This is a genomic window from uncultured Tessaracoccus sp. (genome assembly GCF_947286155.1).
GTDB lineage: Bacteria > Actinomycetota > Actinomycetes > Propionibacteriales > Propionibacteriaceae > Arachnia.
Genome location: NZ_CAMYPD010000030.1, coordinates 14979 through 34464, shown reverse-complemented (window position 1 = coordinate 34464; position 19486 = coordinate 14979). Strand labels below are relative to the sequence as shown.

Annotated in this window: 17 protein-coding genes and 1 tRNA gene; 6 read left to right on the top strand and 12 right to left on the bottom strand. The window is 64.7% G+C overall.

Annotated elements, in window-relative coordinates; genetic code table 11:
* Positions 1–121: 121 nt before the first annotated feature.
* The 6 genes from holA to Q0X68_RS08750 form a co-directional block, all read right to left on the bottom strand.
* Positions 122–1090 carry a DNA polymerase III subunit delta gene (gene holA, locus Q0X68_RS08775; protein ID WP_297750406.1) on the bottom strand — a complete coding sequence of 323 codons (969 nt, stop codon included), beginning with the start codon at positions 1088–1090 and terminating at the stop codon, positions 122–124.
* 65 nt (positions 1091–1155) lie between these two features.
* On the bottom strand, positions 1156–3465 hold the full coding sequence (locus Q0X68_RS08770) for a ComEC/Rec2 family competence protein (RefSeq protein ID WP_297750403.1): 2310 nt from the start codon (positions 3463–3465) through the stop codon (positions 1156–1158).
* The gene (locus Q0X68_RS08765; protein ID WP_297750400.1) at positions 3462–4313 is read right to left on the bottom strand and encodes a helix-hairpin-helix domain-containing protein; all 852 of its coding nucleotides are present in this window, start codon (positions 4311–4313) and stop codon (positions 3462–3464) included. The genes Q0X68_RS08770 and Q0X68_RS08765 overlap by 4 nt, the downstream gene beginning before the upstream one ends.
* Positions 4314–4385: 72 nt before the next feature.
* Positions 4386–6848 (bottom strand): leucine--tRNA ligase, encoded by a 2463-nt coding sequence (gene leuS, locus Q0X68_RS08760; protein WP_297750397.1) that lies wholly within the window; start codon positions 6846–6848, stop codon positions 4386–4388.
* A 69-nt stretch (positions 6849–6917) separates the two neighbouring features.
* Positions 6918–7832, bottom strand: a complete 915-nt coding sequence (locus Q0X68_RS08755; RefSeq protein WP_297750394.1) for a carbohydrate kinase — start codon at positions 7830–7832, stop codon at positions 6918–6920.
* Positions 7833–7847: 15 nt separating this feature from the next.
* A complete protein-coding gene (locus Q0X68_RS08750) occupies positions 7848–8753 on the bottom strand; it encodes a DUF4192 family protein (protein ID WP_297750391.1) in 906 nt (301 codons plus the stop codon).
* Between the two features lie 83 nt (positions 8754–8836).
* Here Q0X68_RS08750 and Q0X68_RS08745 point away from each other — a divergent pair, with 83 nt between their 5' ends.
* Positions 8837–9460 (top strand): hypothetical protein, encoded by a 624-nt coding sequence (locus Q0X68_RS08745; protein ID WP_297750388.1) that lies wholly within the window; start codon positions 8837–8839, stop codon positions 9458–9460.
* Here the strand turns inward: Q0X68_RS08745 and Q0X68_RS08740 are convergent.
* The 4 genes from Q0X68_RS08740 to Q0X68_RS08725 all read right to left on the bottom strand — a co-directional run bounded on the left by Q0X68_RS08740 (position 9457) and on the right by Q0X68_RS08725 (position 13230).
* Complete coding sequence (locus Q0X68_RS08740; protein ID WP_297750385.1) at positions 9457–10389, bottom strand: DMT family transporter; 933 nt, start codon at positions 10387–10389, stop codon at positions 9457–9459. The two genes, Q0X68_RS08745 and Q0X68_RS08740, sit on opposite strands and share 4 nt — an antisense overlap.
* A 30-nt stretch (positions 10390–10419) precedes the next feature.
* Positions 10420–11592, bottom strand: a complete 1173-nt coding sequence (locus Q0X68_RS08735; protein WP_297750382.1) for a peptidoglycan-binding protein — start codon at positions 11590–11592, stop codon at positions 10420–10422.
* 77 nt (positions 11593–11669) lie between these two features.
* On the bottom strand, positions 11670–12524 hold the full coding sequence (locus Q0X68_RS08730) for a 3-methyladenine DNA glycosylase (RefSeq protein ID WP_297750379.1): 855 nt from the start codon (positions 12522–12524) through the stop codon (positions 11670–11672).
* Between the two features lie 10 nt (positions 12525–12534).
* The gene (locus tag Q0X68_RS08725) at positions 12535–13230 is read right to left on the bottom strand and encodes a M48 family metallopeptidase (protein ID WP_297750376.1); all 696 of its coding nucleotides are present in this window, start codon (positions 13228–13230) and stop codon (positions 12535–12537) included.
* 252 nt (positions 13231–13482) lie between these two features.
* Between Q0X68_RS08725 and Q0X68_RS08720 the strand changes: the two genes are divergently transcribed.
* The 3 genes from Q0X68_RS08720 (at position 13483) to Q0X68_RS08710 (ending at position 15470) form a co-directional block, all read left to right on the top strand.
* Positions 13483–13555 (top strand) — tRNA-Ala (locus tag Q0X68_RS08720).
* A gap of 122 nt (positions 13556–13677) precedes the next feature.
* Positions 13678–14241, top strand: coding sequence for a TetR/AcrR family transcriptional regulator (locus tag Q0X68_RS08715; RefSeq protein ID WP_297750373.1), 564 nt, complete (start codon positions 13678–13680; stop codon positions 14239–14241).
* A gap of 17 nt (positions 14242–14258) precedes the next feature.
* Positions 14259–15470: an MFS transporter gene (locus tag Q0X68_RS08710; RefSeq protein WP_297750369.1), complete on the top strand. Its 1212-nt coding sequence runs from the start codon at positions 14259–14261 to the stop codon at positions 15468–15470.
* A gap of 175 nt (positions 15471–15645) precedes the next feature.
* On the opposite strand, the gene Q0X68_RS08705 is transcribed toward Q0X68_RS08710, so the two are convergent.
* Positions 15646–16725: a GNAT family N-acetyltransferase gene (locus tag Q0X68_RS08705; RefSeq protein ID WP_297750366.1), complete on the bottom strand. Its 1080-nt coding sequence runs from the start codon at positions 16723–16725 to the stop codon at positions 15646–15648.
* Positions 16726–16907: 182 nt separating this feature from the next.
* Between Q0X68_RS08705 and Q0X68_RS08700 the strand changes: the two genes are divergently transcribed.
* Together Q0X68_RS08700 and Q0X68_RS08695 are read left to right on the top strand one after the other, a co-directional pair.
* Positions 16908–17399 carry a TetR/AcrR family transcriptional regulator C-terminal domain-containing protein gene (locus Q0X68_RS08700; protein WP_366128068.1) on the top strand — a complete coding sequence of 164 codons (492 nt, stop codon included), beginning with the start codon at positions 16908–16910 and terminating at the stop codon, positions 17397–17399.
* Between the two features lie 234 nt (positions 17400–17633).
* Complete coding sequence (locus tag Q0X68_RS08695) at positions 17634–17756, top strand: hypothetical protein (protein WP_297750363.1); 123 nt, start codon at positions 17634–17636, stop codon at positions 17754–17756.
* On the opposite strand, the gene hemC is transcribed toward Q0X68_RS08695, so the two are convergent.
* Positions 17757–19430, bottom strand: coding sequence for a hydroxymethylbilane synthase (hemC, locus tag Q0X68_RS08690; RefSeq protein WP_297750360.1), 1674 nt, complete (start codon positions 19428–19430; stop codon positions 17757–17759). It abuts the gene before it with no gap.
* Positions 19431–19486 lie beyond the last annotated feature (56 nt).

Genomic DNA, 19486 nt, shown 5'->3' with positions numbered 1-19486 from the left:
CTACACGTAAGGAGTCGTCGGCAGCGTCAGATGTGTATAAGAGACAGAGATAGATCAAGTTCGTGGCGGGTAGACGAGCCACGAACTTGATCTATCTTTGCGTGTAGCGACGCGACGCTGTTCAGCGCCCGCGGTACTGGCACCGCAGCACGTCGAGCGCCATCGATTCCAAGGCGTAGTCGGGGTCTGTCGCCGCACCTTTCACGTCTGCGTCCGCCTGGGCGATGCGCTCGATGGCCGAGCTGACTCCGTCGGAGTTCCATCGGCGGGCATAGTTGCGCAGATCCTTGATTTTGAAGAACGGCACCCCGAGGTGCCGGGCGAGCTCGCCATCATTCATGCGGCGGTTTTGGGCGTCGAGGTACTTCCCCATCGATCGGAAATTGCTCGCCATCGCCGACGTGATGAGCACGGCCGCGGTGCCCGTGTCGACCGCCCATCTGAGGCGCTCAAGCGCTAGGGTGGCGTTGCCGGCGAGCACTGCGTCGGCTACAGAAAAGCTCGATACTTCAGCGCGCCCGGCGAAGTAGCGTCGAATGAGGGGCACGTCGATTTCGTCGCGGTCGTTGTCGCCGGCCAGCTGCGCGACCGACGCCACGATGGCGCGCAGATCGGAGCCAACCGCAGCAACCAGAGCCTCGGCAGCCTCCTGCGTCATGCGGAGCCGATACGTGCGCGCCTCGGCTACCACGAACTTCCACAGCTCCCACGGCTTCGGCGCCTCGACCTTGATGGTCTCAATCTTCGCTTTCTTGAGCTTGTCGATGAGCCCCTTGCCCTTGTTGCCCCCGCCGTGGACGAGGATGAGGCAGAGATCTGGCCCTGGATACTTCGCGACCTCCACGAGCTGGTCGACGACATCTGCTGGGCAGGCGCCCACATCATCGATGATGGCGATGATGTGGCTGGAGAACAGCGACCCTCCGACGACCTCGCTGAGCATGGTGTCTTCCAGCTCGGAGGCCGTGATGTGATTGACATCAGCCCCCGGCTCGACGCTCAGTGCCGCCCGTTTGCGCTCGTCCACGGCGCGTTCAGCTAGCAGCGATGCTGTGCCCGTGATGAGTATCGTGCTGCCGAATGCGTTCATGCAGCTAAGCCTATGCTGTTCAGCTGACAATTCGACAGGCACGTGGTGCGGTGACGGCCTTGTGCTCATTTGCCGGCCCTTCGGATGTGGATGCGCTCCCCCAGCCCGAGCGCCAACGAGCCTTCCTCGTCGGTGCGGGCCACCACCATGCCGTGCTGCCCAGCCAGCCGCAACGCCGCGTCTGCGGGGTGCCCGTAGGAGTTGTCGGTTCCCGAGCTGGCGATTGCGACGACCGCCCCGGTGGCTGCGAAGAACTCGGGCTCCTGCCTCGATGAGCCGTGGTGTGGCAACTTCAGCACCTGCGCCTGCAGCGATAAGCCATGCCGACGCGCCTGCCGCAGCGCCTCGCGCTGACCGGCCGGCTCAGCGTCGCCCGCCAGCATCACCGAGAGCCCCTGCACATGCGCGACGCCCACGACCGACGAATCGTTCTCTTCCGACGATTCCCCTTGCCCGACGCCGCCCCCGCCGCCACGCGGTTGCCAGGCGGAGATCGTCGTCCACCGCACATCGCCGATGGCGAATGTGTCACCAGATCTGGTGGCACGCACTTCCGCTTCGCCTGCTGTGCGGCGCACCTGTTCGGCCTCGAAGGCGGGCTCCTGCATGGGGCTCGTCAGCACCAAGGAGGGTTGAAAACGTCGTGCGATAGCGGGAAACGCGCGGACGTGGTCGGCATGAAAGTGAGTGAGCACCACCACTGGAACATGCTGCACGCCCAGGCGATCCAGGCATTCCAGCACCGGTGCTGGCTCTGGGCCGACGTCAACGAGCACGGCGGTGGAGGTGCTCGCGCGCAGGACGGTGGCGTCGCCCTGCCCCACATCACAAAACGCCACCCGCCAGTCGCCCGGCCAGCCCGGCTGCGCTGGTTTCCACACCATGCCGGAGCACAGCAGTGCAGTGACGAGCATCGTCGCCCACCAGCGACGAAGCACAGGTTGGACGAGTACCGGCAGCGCCCCGCAAGCCAGCGTCACCATCAGCAGCCCCACCGGGCCGGGCAGCCAAGCCATGGTGGCATTCGGTAGGCGCGCTCCGGCTTCTGCAATCCATACGATGGGTTGCGCACTCCATCCGGCCGCCCAGCCCAGCATGGTGCTGAGCGGTGGAAGTATGCACGCGCACGCGGCGGCGAAACCGAGTGCCGTGGTCGGCCCGACGAAAGGGCCGGCCACCACGTTGGCAAGCACGCCCACGAGAGAAATCTGGTCGCTCAGCCACGTGACGATGGGCTGCGTCATGATCTGCGCCGCCAGCGGAATAGCGAGCGCCTCCGCGAGCCAGCGGGGCGCCCAGCGGGTGAGCGACTGCACGAATATCGGGCCGAGCAAGACGATGCCCAGGCATGCGGCCAGCGACAGCCAGAATCCGGGAGCTCTAGACAGCCACGGGTCGAGCGCCATAAGCACCACCACGGCCACGCACATGCCACGGATGCTGCGCCGTCCGGTGCCGACGCCCGTCGCGGCCAAGCTCACCAGCCCCATCACCGCCGCACGTTGCACCGACGGCTCCGGGCCACAAACAATGACGAACATGCCGACGCCTGCAACGGCAGCGGCACGCACCAGCCATCCGCGCACCCCGATGCCTCGCAGCAGCGCCAAGATGACACCCAACATGAGCGCCAAGTTGGCACCGGACACGGCCAAGAGGTGGGTGAGGCCCGTCGCTTTGAAGTCATCGGACATCGCCCGCGAGATACGCGAGGTGTCGCCCACCACCAGCGACGGCACCAGCGCCCGCTGGTCTTCGGGCGAGGAAGCAACCGAGCGACGGAGCCCGTCGCGCAACCCTGCTGCGAGCCGATCAATCACGCCCGGTGGGTGGCGCATGGATGTAACCTGCCGTAACGCCAGCACTGCCACCTCACTGTCGCCGCGATCGGTAGCGCGCAGCCGACCCTGCACGAGATAGGTTGCACCGACGCGGAGGGCGAGCAGATCGTCGAGCTGCTCGCCGCTTCCGCGCAGTTGCACGGGCATAGTTTGGCGCGTGCTCACGCCTCGGCCTTCTACGTTCACCACGGTGACCAAGGCCGTGCCCGACGGGGGCAACGGCGGCCTTCCCGGCAGCGGCTTCGGTTCGGAGACGATGCGGATTTCTGCTTGGACGATGGCGCGTTGGTCGGCCAGCGTAGCCAACGTCGAGCCGGCGCGTTGCAGGGCCAACATTCCGCTGAGCCCGGCGACGATCACGAGCGCGAGACAGCCGAGCGCAGCCCACGGGTACCGACGCCGCACCACGAGGCCGGCGACGCTCCCCGTCGCCACAGTCGTGAGGATGCACCACGCCAGCTCCGACGTGCCCACCACCGCACCCACCCACACACCCACTGCGATGGGCAGGAGGCGCCAGTCGTGCAGTTTCACACCGTGATGTGGGGTTCGAGCTTGCTGAAGGTTTTCGGGCCAATGCCCGAGATCTCCTGCAGCTCCGTTACCGCGGTGAAACCGCCGTGTTCTTCTCGCCACGCGACGATGGCCGCAGCCGTCACCGGGCCCACTCCAGGCAGCGCCTCGAGCTGCTGCGCCGTAGCCGTGTTCAGGTTGACGCGTCCGTCGGCTCCATCGCCGTTGCCGCTGGTCGGTGCGGCGCCGCCGGCAGGAGCAGTGCCCTCGGCAGCAACGACGTGGCTCTCTTCGCCTCGACGCCCGACCTTCACCTGCATCCCTGCCGCCACTGGCGCCGCAAGGTTCAAGTCTCCAGGCACGGCCTCGTCGGTGAAGCCGCCGGCGGCCTGAATGGCATCGACGACGATGGCCTCAGCGGGGAGCGTCACCACGCCGGGAGTCGCCACCGCCCCTGCAACGTGCACCCGGATGGTGGTCGGCGACGGCGGAGCCGACGACGAGGCGGCCTGCTCAGGGCCAGCTGACGTCGGCTCATCGGCAGGAGCGGCCGACGTGGAGAGCGCCGGCTGGGGCGGCACCTCCGCCGCGTTGGATTTGCTGAACGTGAGCCCGAGCGTGACCGCAACCACCGCCAACAGTATGGCGAGGGCAACGACGTGAGCCCGATGCACCGCAAGCTTGTCGCGCCAGGACGCAGGCGCCGCTTCTTCCCCAGCGTCGGGAGGTGGTTCCTCAGCTGGCTCCGACGTTGCCTCCAGCTCATCGGCGGCACGCCTGGGAGCAGTGAGGGAACGCTGGCCGATACTGACGTACGCGAGCCTAGCCCGGGCGAGTTCGTCCGCCTGGTTCGTGGTCTGCTTCTTCATACAAGCAGGATGGGCGCGACACGCCCGAGATTCCCATGCGGAACGAAATCTGTGGAAAAGTCGCTCGACTCGCTACTTACCGACCACCAGGCTGAGCATCTTGGGCAGTTTGGCGATCACCTTGATGACGGGGCGTCCGTCGAGGTTGCGCTGCACGTTCGCGTCCGCCATCGCCAATTCGACGGCAGCGTCCTCATCGATGTCGGCAGCAACCTCGAGCTTTGCGCGGATCTTGCCCTGAATCTGCACCACCATCGTGACGAGATCTTCAGCGGCCAGCTCCGGGTCGGACGTCGGCCACGTGCTGTTCGCCACCGACGGTTCGTGCCCGAGCAGCTCCCACATCTCCTCAGCGACGTAGGGCGCCACCAGGGAGAGCGCCTGCGCGGTGAACTCTGCGGCTTCGCGGACCGCAGGGTCTGCAGGGCCGGCGTCGCCGTCGATGGCCTTGCGCGTCGCGTTAACGAGCTCCATGATTCTCGCCACGGCCACGTTGAACCGGCCGTCCTCCACGAGCGTCGAGATTTCAGCGATGGCCTGGTGCGTCGCCTTCCGAAGCTGCTTGTCTCCCCCATCCGCTGGGGTTCCGGGTGCGCTCGTCACTTCCGCCGCGACGCGGTGCGCGCGCTGCAGGAATTTCAGCGAGCTCGCCGGCGAGAGATTCGCCCAGTCGATGGCGTCCTCCGGCGGGCCGGCGAACACCATGGTGATGCGGACCGCGTCGACGCCAAACTCGTCGATCTGTTCCCCGAGATCAACGCCATTACCGAGCGACTTACTCATGGCCTTGCCCTCGTTGAGGACCTGGCCCTGATTGAGCAGCTTGAGCATCGGCTCGTCGAAGTCGATCATGCCGAGGTCGTGAAGGACCTTCGAGAAGAAGCGCATGTAGAGCAGGTGCAGGATGGCGTGCTCGATGCCGCCGACGTATTGCGCCACCGGCATCCAATGGTTCACGTCGTCGGGGTTGAACGGGCCTTCGGTGTAGCCCGGCGAGCAGTAGCGGAAGAAGTACCACGAGGAGTCGACGAACGTGTCCATCGTGTCGGTGTCCCGCTTGGCGTCGGCACCACACTTCGGGCAGGCCACCTCAACCCACTCGGTGGCGGCAGCCAGCGGGGACGTGCCCTTGGGCGCGAGCTGTTCGCCACGCAGATCGGGCAGCTGGACGGGCAGTTGCTCGTCGGGGACGGGCACCTCGCCACAGGACGGGCAGTGGATGATGGGGATGGGGCATCCCCAGAAGCGCTGCCTGGACAGGAGCCAGTCGCGCAGGCGGTACTGGATAGTGCCACGTCCGGTGCCGTCGGCTTCGAGTTTGTCAATCATGCGACGAACGCCTGACACCTTGTCGGTGAGTCCATCGAGTACCTCGGAATTGCGGTAGGCGCCGTCGCCGACGGTGGCCACGCCAGTCTCAGCCGGGTCGGTGCCGTCGACGTCGAGGACGACGCGCACGGGCAGCTCGAACTTGCGGGCGAAGTCCAGATCTCGCTGATCGTGTGCAGGAACGGCCATCACGGCACCCGTGCCGTAGTCGGACAGCACGTAGTCAGCGGCCCAGATGGGAATCTGTTCGCCGTTGACGGGATTCACGGCGTAGGCCCCGAGGAAGACGCCGGTCTTCTCTCGCTCGGTGGACTGCCGCTCGATTTCCGTGGCCTTCTTCGCGGCCTCGACGTAGGCGTCGAACTCAGCCTTATGCTCATCGGTGACGAGCTCGGCGGCCAATTCGGAGTCGGGCGCGACCACAACGTAGGTGGCACCGTAGAGGGTGTCCGGACGAGTGGTGAACACCGTGATGGGCTCGTCGCGACCGTCGACATGGAAATCGACGTGGGCGCCTTCGGAGCGGCCGATCCAGTTGCGCTGCATCGCCAGCACGTGTTCGGGCCAGCCGTCTTGTAGCTGCTCCATGTCGTCGAGCAGACGATCAGCGTAGTCGGTGATCTTGAAGTACCACTGGTTGAGCTTGCGCTTGGTGACCTCGGTCTTGCAGCGCTCGCAGCGCCCGTCTACCACCTGTTCGTTCGCGAGCACCGTCTGGTCTTTCGGACACCAGTTGACGTAGGAGTCTTTCCGGTAGGCCAAGCCGCGCTCGTAGAAGCGCAGGAAGAGCCACTGGGTCCAGCGGTAGTACTCCTCGTCGGAGGTGTGCAGGCGCCTGGACCAGTCGAGACTCAGTCCGTAGCGTTTGAAGGAGCCAACCTGCGTTTCGATGTTGTTGTACGTCCACTCGGCCGGATGCGCGTTGTTCTGGATGGCCGCGTTCTCTGCTGGCAGCCCGAACGAGTCCCAGCCGATGGGATGGAGCACGTCGTAGCCCTTCAGCCGCAGATAGCGCGCCACCACGTCGCCCATCGCGTAGGCCTCTGCGTGGCCCATGTGGAGATCACCCGACGGGTACGGGAACATGTCGAGCACGTAACGGCGTTCACGCTCGCCGTCGTCCTTCGCCCTGAACGTCTCGTTCTGCTCCCAGAAAGCCTGCCACTTCTCCTGGGCTGCTTCCCTGTCGTAGTGCTCGCGACTCACGTTGATCCTCCTGTGCACGGTGCTGGGCCAATATATCGTGCCCAGAGCGGGGTTGGTGTCGGCTGACCGTCAGGCGAGGACGGCATCGACCTCGTCGCTCGTCGGTGGCTGAGCGCCAGCCTTCGTACACACCAACGCCGACGCGGCCACGCCTCGTCGCATTGCTTCCTCGAGGTTGTCGCCGTTGAATGCTTGCAGGAATCCGGCGTTGAAGGTGTCACCCGCGCCGACGGTGTCTACCACCTCGACGCGCCTGCCCGGAACCCTGGCGAGTTCCCCGTCGCGTCCCACAGCGACGGCACCGTCGCTGCCCAAGGTGACGATGACGAATTCGACGGAGTAGTCGCGGCAGTATCGCTGGGCGACGTCGAGAGGTTCCTCTTTGAAATCGACGAGCCAGGCGAGATCTTCGTCGGATGCCTTCACAAAGCCACCCGATTGTCCGACGAGCGAGGCCATGGCACGCACCTTGCGCACGTACTCCTCCCTGTCGCTCAGCACATTGGGGCGGACGTTGATGTCGAAACTCTTCCTATTGGGCGTCTTTGATAGGAAACGGTGTACCTGCGCAAACGACGGCTCAAGCACCGCGACGAGCGACCCGAAGTGCAACCAATCCGAGGGATCCAGTTCAGGAAAATCTTGCTCCGCCCAGTTGAAGTTCGTAGTGCCGACGGTGTGAAAGGCGTAACTGGCTTTCCCGTCGTCGCTGAGTGACACCACGGCCAGCGTGGTCGGGTCAAATGTGCGGATGGCGTAGTCGGTGCCGACCCCGTTGGTTTCGATGTGCTGCGTGAGCTGTTGCCCGAAGGAATCCTCACTCAGTCGACCGAGAAATTGCACGTCGCAGCCAAGACGCCCGAGCCCGATGGCCGTGTTCATTGGCCCACCCCCTGAACGAGCGACCCATGAGCTGCTCGCGGAGGTCTTGTTTCCGTCGGGGATGAGGTCGATGAGGGCTTCACCTAAGACAACAAAGCGCATGGCCCCTAGATTAGATCAGCGTTCGTCCCAGCGCCACGGAGGGACGCCCAACTTGAGCATCGCACCCACCGTGTGAGCCAACGGGTGACGCTGCTCGTCGGGGCTGATTTGGATAAGGCACTCGGCAGCGAGCGCACCGGCACCTTCCAGCCAGTAAGCGAGCGCCAGCAGCGAGAGCACACTGCCGACGTTGCGCGCAGGCGCCTGCACGCGTGCGGCCAGTAGGGCTGCACGTCGCGCTGGTGCCACGTCGCGGTTCATTTGGGCCACTACTTCACCGAATGGTTCCTCGTAGCCCACCAGTATCGCCAGCTCGGCAGCTTCTGCGTCTGTGAGAGTGCCGTCCAGTAACACCTCGAGGCGTTCCATGCGCTCCGAATCGCTCAGCGCTTCCACACGACGTCGTGCGGCAGTTGTGAGTGCTTTCGAGGGCTGCCAGACGTACACGGCAGCGACGGCCTCGTCGCGCGATGCAGCCACCTCCCCCGGCCACAATTCCGCGATGTACTCGGTGAGCGCGTCGGAGACGACCGCCGCTTCTTCATCGATCAACGTGCTGTTCACGACTTCCCAGGTGCTGGCTCCGTCGGTGAGCACCATGATGGAGACCGCGTCTAGCTCGTCGGCGAGGCTGGTCATCAACGCGGCGCCCAGGTTTGGGGAGGCCGTGTAGCCGAGCAGCATCCAGTGCGAATCAGAAGCAGGGTTGCCCGCCGCCATCGTCATGATGCTGCGCGCCGCGTCCTGGCAGCCTTCCCCGACGTGGGAGAGGTCGAGGCGGCCCATGAACAGGACATGCTTGCCGGACATGCGTATGGCAACGACAGATTCTTGGGGTGAGAAGCCGAATTGGGCGGGCGGCAGCGCGAGGAGTTCGGCACGGCTGCGGCAGCGGACAGTGCGGGTTTCAGTAATCGTCATGCCCTGCACTGTGGCAGCGAGCACAGGCAAATTTGCATCGGAAACTGAATCTGTGGATAACTCCGGCGGCTACGCTTCAACACATGAGTAACCAGCAGTGGCCCGGCGGACAGCCAGGGCAGCCGGATCCCTGGTCGCGCAACGACCCAAATTGGCGCCCCCCGCATTTTGAGGAACGGGTGGAGCGAGACCCACGGCAACCGTTCGGCCAGCGTCCCACAACGTCGCCAGTGGTGCCGGACTTCGAACCCCCGCGCAAACCGGTGTGGCCGTGGGTGGTGGGCATCATCGGCGCGGTTGCTGTACTGCTCATCGTGCTCGTGGTGCAACCGGCACAGCCCGAACCTGAGGCCTCCGAGCAGCCGCCCGCGTCTGCGTTTCCGTCCCCCAGCGTCACGGGGAACGCCATCCCGTACGACGGCAACGGCACGGGCATCTTTGAGATCACCTCGCACCGTTGGACGTCCAATGGTTTGCAGCTGGAGTACTCCATCACCGCTGACAAGGAACGTCGACGGTTCTCCTTCTTCGTCTTCACGAATGAGAGCCGTGACAGTTACGCGCCAGACGGGGAGCCCGTCGTTGAGGTGTCGCCCGACGCACCCGCCACCGGCACGCTCGAAGTCAGAATGCCGCGAGGTGATGCCACGTTGGTGCTCACCACTGCGAACGGCCGCGCCATCACGGCACTGCCGATTCCTGGCTAGTTTGCGGCTCGCTGTTCGGCAGCGTCCCGACGCTCGCGCTCGGCGCGTTCCTTAATGGCGTCGGGGTGGTAGTGGCTGAGCATCACGACGCCGTAGATGGCGACGGCGCCCATCACCGTCATACCGATGCCAGCCCACAGTCCCATGTGCGCGCCCTCGGCAAGCACGACGAGGCCGAACAGCACCGCGACCACCGGGTCCACCGTCGTCATCGTGGCTACGGTGATCTCGGCCGGGCCGGATGCGTACCCCTGCTGGATCATCCATACTCCCCCAAAGAACCCGACGAGCATCAAAACGATGGCTACCAGCACTTTGAGGTCGAGCCATGACTCGTGGTACGTCAGCACCATGTCTGCAGTGGCTTTGAGCATGCCCGTCGCCATCCCGTACAGCATGGCGCCGATCGACGACCAGAGCATGGCTTTCAGCCAGGGCGTCACTCGTGGCGTGATGGCCGATATCCCGAGTGAGATAGCCACGACCACACCGAACGTCACCAACAGCGACACCAGGGTTGCTTCCTGATTGCCCGTGGCGTTCCTGGTGGAGATGATGGTGAACCCCACTAGCCCGACGAACGTGACGAGCACCGCAATCCACAAATGCCCAGAGATTCGGTGCTTGTGGATTCGTGCTGCCAGCAACACCGACCAAATGACGGCGACGATACCGATGGGCTGCACCACAGCGATGGGCGCCAACGTGAGCGCCGCGAAATTAATGCCAGCACCGAGCAACACGCACAGCAAACCAAGTGACCACTTCGGGATCAGCACGAGCTTCAGCATCCCGCCAACGGACAGGCGGTTGTCTGACGCGGGGGTGTCGTCGTCGAACGTAGAACGAACGCCAAGGCTCTGGAGTGCCGCTCCCCCGGCAAACAGGAATGACCCCAGAATCTGAAGGAGGATCGCGAAACCGATCAACGTGGTGCACCTTCCGAAGTTGTTGCTACGTCAGTAGACAATCACCTTGTCGCCCACTTTGGCCATTTCGAAGAGCGTGGCGACGGCGTTCTCGTCTCGCACATTCACGCAACCGTGTGAGGCACCGTTGTAGCCGCGGGCCCGGAAATCGCTCGAATAGTGCACGGCCTGGCCGCCGCTGAAGAACATGGCGTAGGGCATCTTCGAGTTATACAGCTTGGAGACGTGGTGACGCGACTTGAACTCCACCCGGAACGCACCTTCCCGCGTGGGGGTGCGTTTGGATCCGAAGCGGACGTCCATCGTGAGGCGGACCTTGCCGTCAACCACCCACGCGAGCTGGCGTGCTTGCTTCGAGATGCAGACCGCCCGCCCGCTCAGGCAACGAGGGTCGAGCTTCATGCCCCCTGTGGTGGCTTCCGTCTTCTTCGGAATCTTGTTCGCGAGCTCGTCACGGGTGGGATCGTGCGTCATGGCGCGCAGGCGGTCGAGCGTGCGCTGGTCGACCTCGCCGGTGACAGGAATGTCGCGCTTTTCCTGGAACCCGCGAACGCCCTCGACAGTTGCGGGGCCGTACACACCGTCGACGGTGGGCCCGTACCAACCGATCTGCCTGAGGCGGGACTGCAGCGCCCGGACCTCGTCGCCCTTGTCACCGGACTTCATCAGCGCCGGGCCGGGCTTCACCACGTTGTACTTCTCGTCGTGTGTGGGCGTCTTCGTCATCTCGACGAGCCGCTTCCACGTCGTAGCATCGACGGCACCCGTCACGGGAAGCTGCCGCTTGGCCTGGAATCCTTCGACTGCTGCCTGCGTCGTCGGGCCGTAGAGCCCTGTGATCTTGCCTTCGAACCAATGGAGCTGGAGGAGACGATGCTGCAGCTCGCGGATCTCCTCGCCCTCATGCCCTGCGCTGTACAGCGCAGGCTGCGCGGTGGGCGTCGGGGTGGGCGTCACGGAAGGCGACGGCAGCGCTTCGCTCGGGGTTGGCGTGGGTGTCGGCGTCGGGCTCGGCGATGGCGTCGCCTGGGCGGGGGTCACCGTCGCGCTGGGAATGCTCTCAGGCGATGGCACTGCCGTCGACGACACGGCGCGCACGTCGCGATGTGCGGGGATCGCGGAAGGGGCCGGCGCACAGGCTGCCAAGGGGAGCACCGTCGTGAACGCGACGATTGCACCAAACAACGCATGTCGGTTACGCATGAGACCCTCCGACTGGCCTAGGGGGAAGACGCCACGTGGCTGCGGCGGGCCTAGAATTGCAGATGGATGGTGATTTTCTACGTCGCCACGCCGAGTTGATCGATCACCGTGATCAGATCGTTGCGAAGTGGCTCCGCGCGCTCGGCGAACCCGCGTTGCAGCTGGGCGTACTCATGGCGTCCTTCGGAGGTCTCCACGCGAATAGGTTCGTGCCCCCACTCGGTGAGGTCGTAGGCGGAGGCTCGCATATCGACGACGCGAATCTCGCGCGCAAGCGTGAAGGTCGCGAACAGCAGCGACGACGACACCGCCGGCCAGAGCTTGCCCGCCCATCGGTAGAGGTCCATGTTCACGTGCAGGCAGCCTGGCTGGTCAAACTCAGTTTGCAGCTCCCGCGTCGGGGTCACCAGGTTGAGCGGCTTCGCCTGCGGGGTGAAAAACCGGAACGCGTCGAAATGGGAGCAACGGCAGCCCACTTCGTTCAAGATCTTCGCCCGTTCGTCGACGCCGTAGCGCAGCGGAAGGTACGGGTGCCTGGTTTCGTGTTGTTCGAGGCCGTGGACCATGGCCCACTCGTGCATGCCGAAGCACCCGAACTTCGGTTGCATCGAGGCCGCGGCGGTGAGCAGGCGTCGGGCTGTGTCGACCGTACCTCGACGTTTGGCCAGGAACGCGTCCGCGTCGAACTGCGCGATGCCGTCCTGCACGCGGTAGTGCGGTGGCTGCCACGATCCGTCGTCTTCGAGCTTGACGCCCACCCCGGGGTGCCACTGCATAAGGTGCGACGGGCGGAGGTTGTAGTAGTGGAAGAGGAAGTCGTCGACGGGTTCTTTCATGCCGCGGTCTCGGCGCCACACGACGTCGGCAAGTTCGCGCTGTGCCGCGTCACGGTGCTCAGCTGCCCGTGATTGCCATTGCTCGCGCGTCAACATGGCACTCACCCTAGCGGCGCGGCGGAATGTGGTTGCGCAGGTCTGCGCGGCGTTGTTTCCAGTCTGGTAGCGCGCGATCGAGCACGGCGTAGAAGCGCGGCCCATGCCCCGCCTCGACGAGGTGTGCCAGCTCGTGTGCGAGCACGTACTCGAGCTCCGCTTCGGGGCGTTGCACGAGCCAGGTGTTTAAGGTGATGACTCGGGTTTGCACATTGCAGCTTCCCCACCGCGAGGTCATAGCTCGATACCTGAAAGCCGACGGGGTCTGCCCGATGCGATCTTGCAGCGGCGGGACAAGCCGCTCGACGGCTTCTGCCAGCAAGCGCTGACGCAGCGTGTGGGCGGCGCGCTCGGCCGCGGTGTCGTCGGGTGCGGTGATGCGCACGCGATCGTCTTGGAGCGTCGCTCGGGTGCGGCCTGCGAGTCGCTCAACCGCGATACTGCTCCCCCACAGCGTCATGGAGCCGCCGTCGGTGAGGTCGTCGACGGGCATCTGCCGGTTGCGTTGGCGTTGCATCGTGCGCACCAGCCACTCCCGGTTGTCAAGGACGAATGCTCTGAGCTGGCGCTCGGACATGCGCTGCGGAGCGCTCAGCCTGACGCTGCCGTCGGGCTGAACCACCAGGCGCGCACGCTTGACGCTGCGACGCGCCACCTCCACGGTGAGATCGTCCACGTGAAGCAGAAGGTGACCAGGCGACGACATATCACCAGCCTAGAGCCCCGTCCCCTCCCCAGGCACGGGCAACCTGTGCGGCTCAGTCCCGGAACAAGTGTCATCTGCTTCCGCGCGATGAGGCGTCGTCGGGAGGCAGGTGACACATGATCCGCTCAGTTGCCGCACAGGTTGCACCTGCCTGCGGGGAGGCACACGTTTCGCGACGAAGCCCCTCACCGCCAGCGATTTCCCTTTCCCGGATGAGTGCGCTAATGTTCTGCGAGTCGCAAGTGCGATCTCGGGGCTATGGCGCAGTTGGTAGCGCGCTTCCATGGCATGGAAGAGGTCAGGGGTTCGAATCCCCTTAGCTCCACAAATGGAATCCAAACAGCCTCGCCGATCGGCGGGGCTGTTTTGCTATTGGGGTGAGTTCGGGCGGGACTGTTTCGCTGTTGCGGCCACTTCCGGCTGATGCATACATGCTAACCTGTATGTATGAAACGGACTGCTGAAGACGCGGAACGCACGCGTCTGACACTCTTAGAGGCAGCACTGATGGCCTTCGAAGAGAAGGGGTGGAGGGGGGCGACGTTTGAGCATGTCGCTGCACGCGCCGGTGTCACCCGTGGGGCGCTGCACCATCACTTTCGCTCCAAGGGTGCACTGCTGGATGAAGCGCTCTCATGGGGTTGGGCCGAGTACGGCAATCGCCTATTCGAGGACAAAGGCACCGAACCTACTGCGCTCCTGACCGAATTCGTGAAGCTTCTGCGCGAAGACGAACGGTTCCGCGCGCTCGCTGCTTGCACAGTGCTTGTTGCGCCGCAGGCGCTTGGCGACACGACCGAGAAGAACGCCGCACTCGACACCTGGCGAGACCACATCGCAGCCAGCCTCCACAACACCGACGATGCCGCACCCCAGACGGTTGCGAACCTCGCGCTGGTGTTCCTGCAAGGCCTCACCGTGACTGCGGTGACCCGACCACACGATCTTCCGCGCCCCGACGAGTTGAGCGCCAGCTTCATGGCGCTGGCCAAGGGGGTGGCGAACCTCTAGAAAGGAGTCGTCTCATCATGGCGACACACAATCACAATCACAATCCCGCACCCAGGACCGGGCGCACGACCCCGAACCGCGCTCTTATCGTTGGCGCTGCCGCTTTGTTCACCGACATGCTGGTTCACGGGCTGGCCGTACCTGTGCTCCCTATGCTCCCCGCCGTGGTTGAGCAAGGCCCAGCAGCAACCGGCTTCCTGTTCGCGTCGTACGCGATAGCAATGATCATCGCGACGTTCTTCGCCGGTCGCATGGTCGACCGATACGGCCCGAAGGCCCCGCTCCTGATCGGCCTGGTCGGCCTCGCTTCGGCAACACTCCTGTTCGCCACGGGCGGGCCGTACTGGCTGCTCCTCGTCGCCCGCTTCGCGCAAGGTATCGCTGGCGGGACGTCCTGGGTTGCCGCGCTCTCCCTGATCGCCGCGACAACGCCTTTCGAGAAACGGGGGCAGGCGATGGGAATCGCGATGTCCACCATCACGCTCGGCGTGCTGATCGGACCCCCGCTGGCTGGGTTCATGGTCGAGCGCCTCGGCGCGGCTTCCCCGTTCCTCCTTGCGGCAGGCGTCGCCCTTGCCGACGGAGCGCTGCGCATCGTGCTCGTCAAGGACTCACCACGAGTCGGCGACGACACCGCTGGCCCTATCGCGGTGCTTCGAGTGCCCGGTTCCCTGTCGATCGTGCTCGCGATCGTCGTTGGGGCCGGGGTGCTCTCAGGTATTGAGCCGGTGCTCCCTGTCCATCTCGGCGGCGGAGCACTCACGATCGGCCTCCTGTTCGGGCTGGCGTCGTTTGCTGCGATCATTGCGAATCCACTTGTAGGCCGGTGCATCTCCACTGCTTCACCAAGGCTGCTGATCGGATCCGGCGTGCTTGCCGCCGCCGCATCACTGCTCGTACTCGGCTGGGCAGGGGAGCTGTGGCAGACCTGCATCGGAATGAGTCTGCTTGGGATCTCCTCCGCCCTGCTACTCGCCCCAGCGACCGCGCTCATCGGCGAGCAGGGTTCTCGGTCGAACCCGCCCACCATCGGCGGCTCATTCGCCCTTTACAACTTTGCCTACGCGGCAGGCCTCGCCGCCGGGCCGCTCCTCACGGGGTACAGCGTGCAGCAGGCCGGGTTCACCACCGCGATGCTCATCACCGCTATCGCCCTAGCAGTCGTCGGCGGAGTTGGGCTGATCCGACTGCCTGACCAGCGCCAGGCCTCAGGGCAGGCGACTGACTGATCTCTGGGTGGCGTGAGACTCTGGCCCCGGAGCAAGAGACCGTGATGATCAGGGAGGTGATGCCGACACCTGGCCTGACTCTCATGCCCTGAAGGTCGCTACAGCGCACTCGGAGGGCGGCCGCCGATCAGCCGTCTGCAACCAACCTGATGGCCGGGTACAGCTAGGCTCTCGATCATTGGCGCATGTGCTCGGAGGAAAGTCGCGCGAAGATGAGGGTGTCGGTCCATTCGCCCTTGCTGAACCAGTCCTGGACGTGATGCGCTTCCAGCCGGAGCCCGACGCGGCGAGCGAGTGCTGCGGAGGCACTGTTGCGGGCATCCATCTGCGCGATGAGGCGGTGGAGTCGGTAGTGGTCGAACCCGAGGGCGAGTACTGCTCTGACAGCCTCGCTGGCGAAACCTCTCCCACCGTGTGCCGGGTCGAGAGCCCACCCGATCTCGCCTTGACGGTGCTCGTGATCGGTGAGCCACAACGCGACGTCTCCGATCGGGACGCCGTCATGCTCGATGACCAGCGCAAGCGCACCAGTCTCGCCATCGATGTCAGTCTTCGCTAGCCGCTCGGCGAGCTTTTCGCGGGTGACTTCCTCGGTCCATGGCTCGTCCAACAGGTAGCGGGCAACGTCGGGTCGCGAGTACAGCTCGTGAAGCCATTCGGCATCGTCGGCGTTATAGTGACGGAGCCGAAGCCGCTCCGTCGCCAACGGCCACTGGGCGGTGGGCTTGAGGTCGCGCCGGTAATGGAATAGTTCCTCGCACTGCCCTGCGGGCGTGATCCCGACGGCTCGCTCGACCTCATGAAACCCTGCGTTCGTCAAGCACCGCTGGGAGGCCTTGTTCTCCAGGAGCGTGCGTGCTGTCAAGGTTCGAAGTCCACTGTTGCGTGCGAAGCGCGATGCCAACTCCAGGCCCCGACGAGCGTGCCCTGCTCCCCGCGCATCCGGATGAATCCAGAACCCGACCTCGGCAGCCTCGGAGCTGACGTCGAAGAGCACCATGGACCCCACAAACCGGTCCGTCTCGACGTCGGCAAGTGCGAGGACTGCCAGCGTGCCGGTCGACAGACCCACAGCGGCCTCTTCACGGATCATCCGTCGCACGGAGTCGGGAGTGTAGTCGGGCTCAGGCAGGTGGCCGAAGCGCCGCACAGCTTCGTCCTTGGTTCCGGATGCATACGCGTCTGCGTCCAGCTCAGAGAGGGGGCGTAGGCGAGTGTTCTCAAAGGTGATCGGGAGGGTGGTGGCATCCAGCATGCGCTAAACCTAACATAGAATGGATAGCTAACTGAAGCGTGTTTGGTTAGGCTGGTGGGGTGAGCTACTGGGAACACCGCAAACCTGTGCAACGTCTCCGCGCAGTGGACATCGGGGAGGTTGCGAGGGCATCGGTAGGGTTACTGGACGAAGGCGGGTTGAGGGCCCTCACCCTGCGATCTGTGGCGCAACAGGTGGGTGTCGCTCCAGCCAGCCTGTACTCCCGCGTCGAATCCGTCGACGATCTGTTCGACCTCGCCCTCGACACCGCGCTTGCAGACGATCCCGTGATGTCCGAGTCGATCCGCAACGCTGACCTGCTCGCCCTAATGCACGCCTTCTTCGCGCACCTCACGGCTCACCGATGGGCCGGTCAGATCATCGGCATGCGCGCGCCCCGGGGCCCCGCATACCTGGCCCTCTCCGAGCGCATGTGCGTCCTTCTCGAACAAACGGGTACCCCGGATCCGCTCGGAACTGCCTACCGGCTGTCCAACCTGGTGATCGGCGCCTCCCTGACCGCCCCCATGGCATCTGACGAGAAGCACGTCGCCATCGACCCTGACCAAGCCCCTACCTACGCGCGACTCCACGCGACGCACCACATCAGCCCAGAAACCCTCCTCTACGACGGCATCAACCATCTCCTCCACAACATGCAGCACACCACTTAACCGAGGAGCCACGGGTCTCGCACGTCGAAGGGGAGCCTTCCTCGAAGAATGCTCGATTCTGTACAAGGCGTTTGATGGTAAACAACCCAAGCCAAACGCCTCGCCACTAAAGTTGCGCAGATGCGCGCATAGGTCAACTCTCGTGCTCACTCCGCCAGATCCGCACAAGAGATGGACACCGCCGTATTGATGCCCCGAGCGCTTTCTGATCGTGAACGCGCGGTGGCGCAAGCCATGATCATCCACGCGGACCCCACGGATGCCGACGAGCCACCGCCAAGCGCGGAGCAGCGCCGACGCTGGCTCGAAGCCGTGCAGTTCCCTTCCCCAGGCGAATCGGTGTTCAGCACCGCATGACTACTTGCCCGTAATCTCCTTGAGTTTCTCCGCTACGGCGAGCACGCCCTGATTGTCCTTCGACGGTGCCACCATCGCTGGCTCGACACCACCGTCGCGAAGCACCTTGGCGGAATCGTCGTCCCAGGCGAATACGGCCACCTGCTCGTTGCGCGGCATCAGGTTGAGGAAGCTCTGCGCCACGACGGGCGAGGTGAGCAGCACCGCGTCGTAGCGGCCGTTGTTCCAGCCTTCCAGCACCCATTCGGCCACCTCGTCGATGTCGCGCATGCGGTACACCGGCATGCGGATCACCTCGTAGCCTCGCTCCCCCAAGCCCTCGGCGATCCGGTTGCTGAGGTCGTCAGCGCAAGGCACCACAACGCGGCCCGAACCCTCCGGGAACATAGCGATGAGGTTCGGCGTGCTGGCAGTGCCTTCCGGGGACAGCGTGACGTGCACACCGTAGTCTTCGAGCATCTCGCGAGTGGTGGTGCCAAGCGCCGCCACCTTGGCGCCCTCGGGCAATTTCCAACCCAACTCACGCACCGCCCAGATGGTGTGCGCCGTCGGGAACACCAACCAGTCGGCTCCATCGAAACGATTCTCTGCGTTCGGGAGCAGCTCGGCAATCTGCAACGGGGCCGTATCGACGTTCACGCCCTGCTCGCGGATGGAGCGAGACATGAGCCCCTCCTGGCGAGGCAGCAGCAGGTGGGGCGCGTCGGGCCCCTTCTCGTCGAGCGTGCCGGTCTCGTCGTCGTGTTCCTTCGTGAACTTCACGTTCGCGAGCGCTTCCTCGTTGATGAAGCGCATGACGTCGCGCTCCAAGAACGCGTCCGCCAGCCGCGTGCCGGCTCGCTTCGCGTGCAACAACGACGTGGGCATGCCGATCTCGAGCTGCAGGTGTTCGGATCCATCGACGCTCGTCACACACGCTTTGAAGTTGAGGATCGCCTTGCGCGAAACCAGCGCGGCCACCGGCATCCGATAGTTGGCACCCAGCCGGTACATGAGGTCACGCTCGGCAGCCACGCAGATACGCGTCTCGAGGTCTTCGATCCCGCCGAGCGCCTCGATGACATCGGTATCACCAACACGGCACTCGATGGACTTCGCGCCCTGACCCGGCGCTGGGAGAATCGGAAGATACTCCGTCACCATCTCAGTTTTGCCCGTGCGCTCGAGGGCCGACGCGGACAGCACCAGCGCGTCGAGGTCACCCGGCTGCACACGGGAGATGCGTTCCTCCATCGTGCCGCCGACATCAACGAAGGTGAGATCGGGGCGCAGCCTGCGGATCTGCGCGATACGTCGCAACGACGTCACACCGATGCGGGCGCGAGACGGCAGCGCAGCAAGAGGCATGCGGTTCTGGGAGATCAGAGCGTCGCGCCAGTCGTCGCGAGCAGGCACTGCGGCGATCACGAGGTCCGACTGACGCTGTTCACCGATGGGGATGTCCTTGGTGGAGTGGACGACGGCATCCACTTGCCCCTCGCGAAGGGCCGTGCGCAGTTCTGCCGCAAAGCCGCCCTGGAACGACCGCCCGTCGTGCATGTGGTTCGCGTCGGGTTCCGCGCTGGTAACCGACACCACTTCGACGTCGTGCCCGAGCTCGCGCAAACTCTCCGCCACCTGATTGGTACGCGCCATCGCGAGGTCTGTGCCTCGTGTACCTAGCCTCAGCTTCACCGCCGACTCCTCCTCTGGAGCTGTTTGTCCCACTCTCTCACGTTTCGCTCTCGCTC

Coding starts and splice junctions, on each gene's coding strand:
- Q0X68_RS08755 (WP_297750394.1), bottom strand. CDS start 7,832: ATGCGCTTTGTTGTCTTAGGTGAAGCCCTCATCGACCTCATCCCCGAC.
- Q0X68_RS08695 (WP_297750363.1), top strand. CDS start 17,634: ATGATCATCCACGCGGACCCCACGGATGCCGACGAGCCACCGCCAAGC.
- holA (WP_297750406.1), bottom strand. CDS start 1,090: ATGAACGCATTCGGCAGCACGATACTCATCACGGGCACAGCATCGCTG.
- Q0X68_RS08765 (WP_297750400.1), bottom strand. CDS start 4,313: ATGAAGAAGCAGACCACGAACCAGGCGGACGAACTCGCCCGGGCTAGG.
- Q0X68_RS08710 (WP_297750369.1), top strand. CDS start 14,259: ATGGCGACACACAATCACAATCACAATCCCGCACCCAGGACCGGGCGC.
- Q0X68_RS08750 (WP_297750391.1), bottom strand. CDS start 8,753: ATGACGATTACTGAAACCCGCACTGTCCGCTGCCGCAGCCGTGCCGAA.
- Q0X68_RS08715 (WP_297750373.1), top strand. CDS start 13,678: ATGAAACGGACTGCTGAAGACGCGGAACGCACGCGTCTGACACTCTTA.
- Q0X68_RS08705 (WP_297750366.1), bottom strand. CDS start 16,725: ATGCTGGATGCCACCACCCTCCCGATCACCTTTGAGAACACTCGCCTA.
- Q0X68_RS08735 (WP_297750382.1), bottom strand. CDS start 11,592: ATGCGTAACCGACATGCGTTGTTTGGTGCAATCGTCGCGTTCACGACG.
- Q0X68_RS08725 (WP_297750376.1), bottom strand. CDS start 13,230: ATGTCGTCGCCTGGTCACCTTCTGCTTCACGTGGACGATCTCACCGTG.
- Q0X68_RS08745 (WP_297750388.1), top strand. CDS start 8,837: ATGAGTAACCAGCAGTGGCCCGGCGGACAGCCAGGGCAGCCGGATCCC.
- Q0X68_RS08730 (WP_297750379.1), bottom strand. CDS start 12,524: ATGTTGACGCGCGAGCAATGGCAATCACGGGCAGCTGAGCACCGTGAC.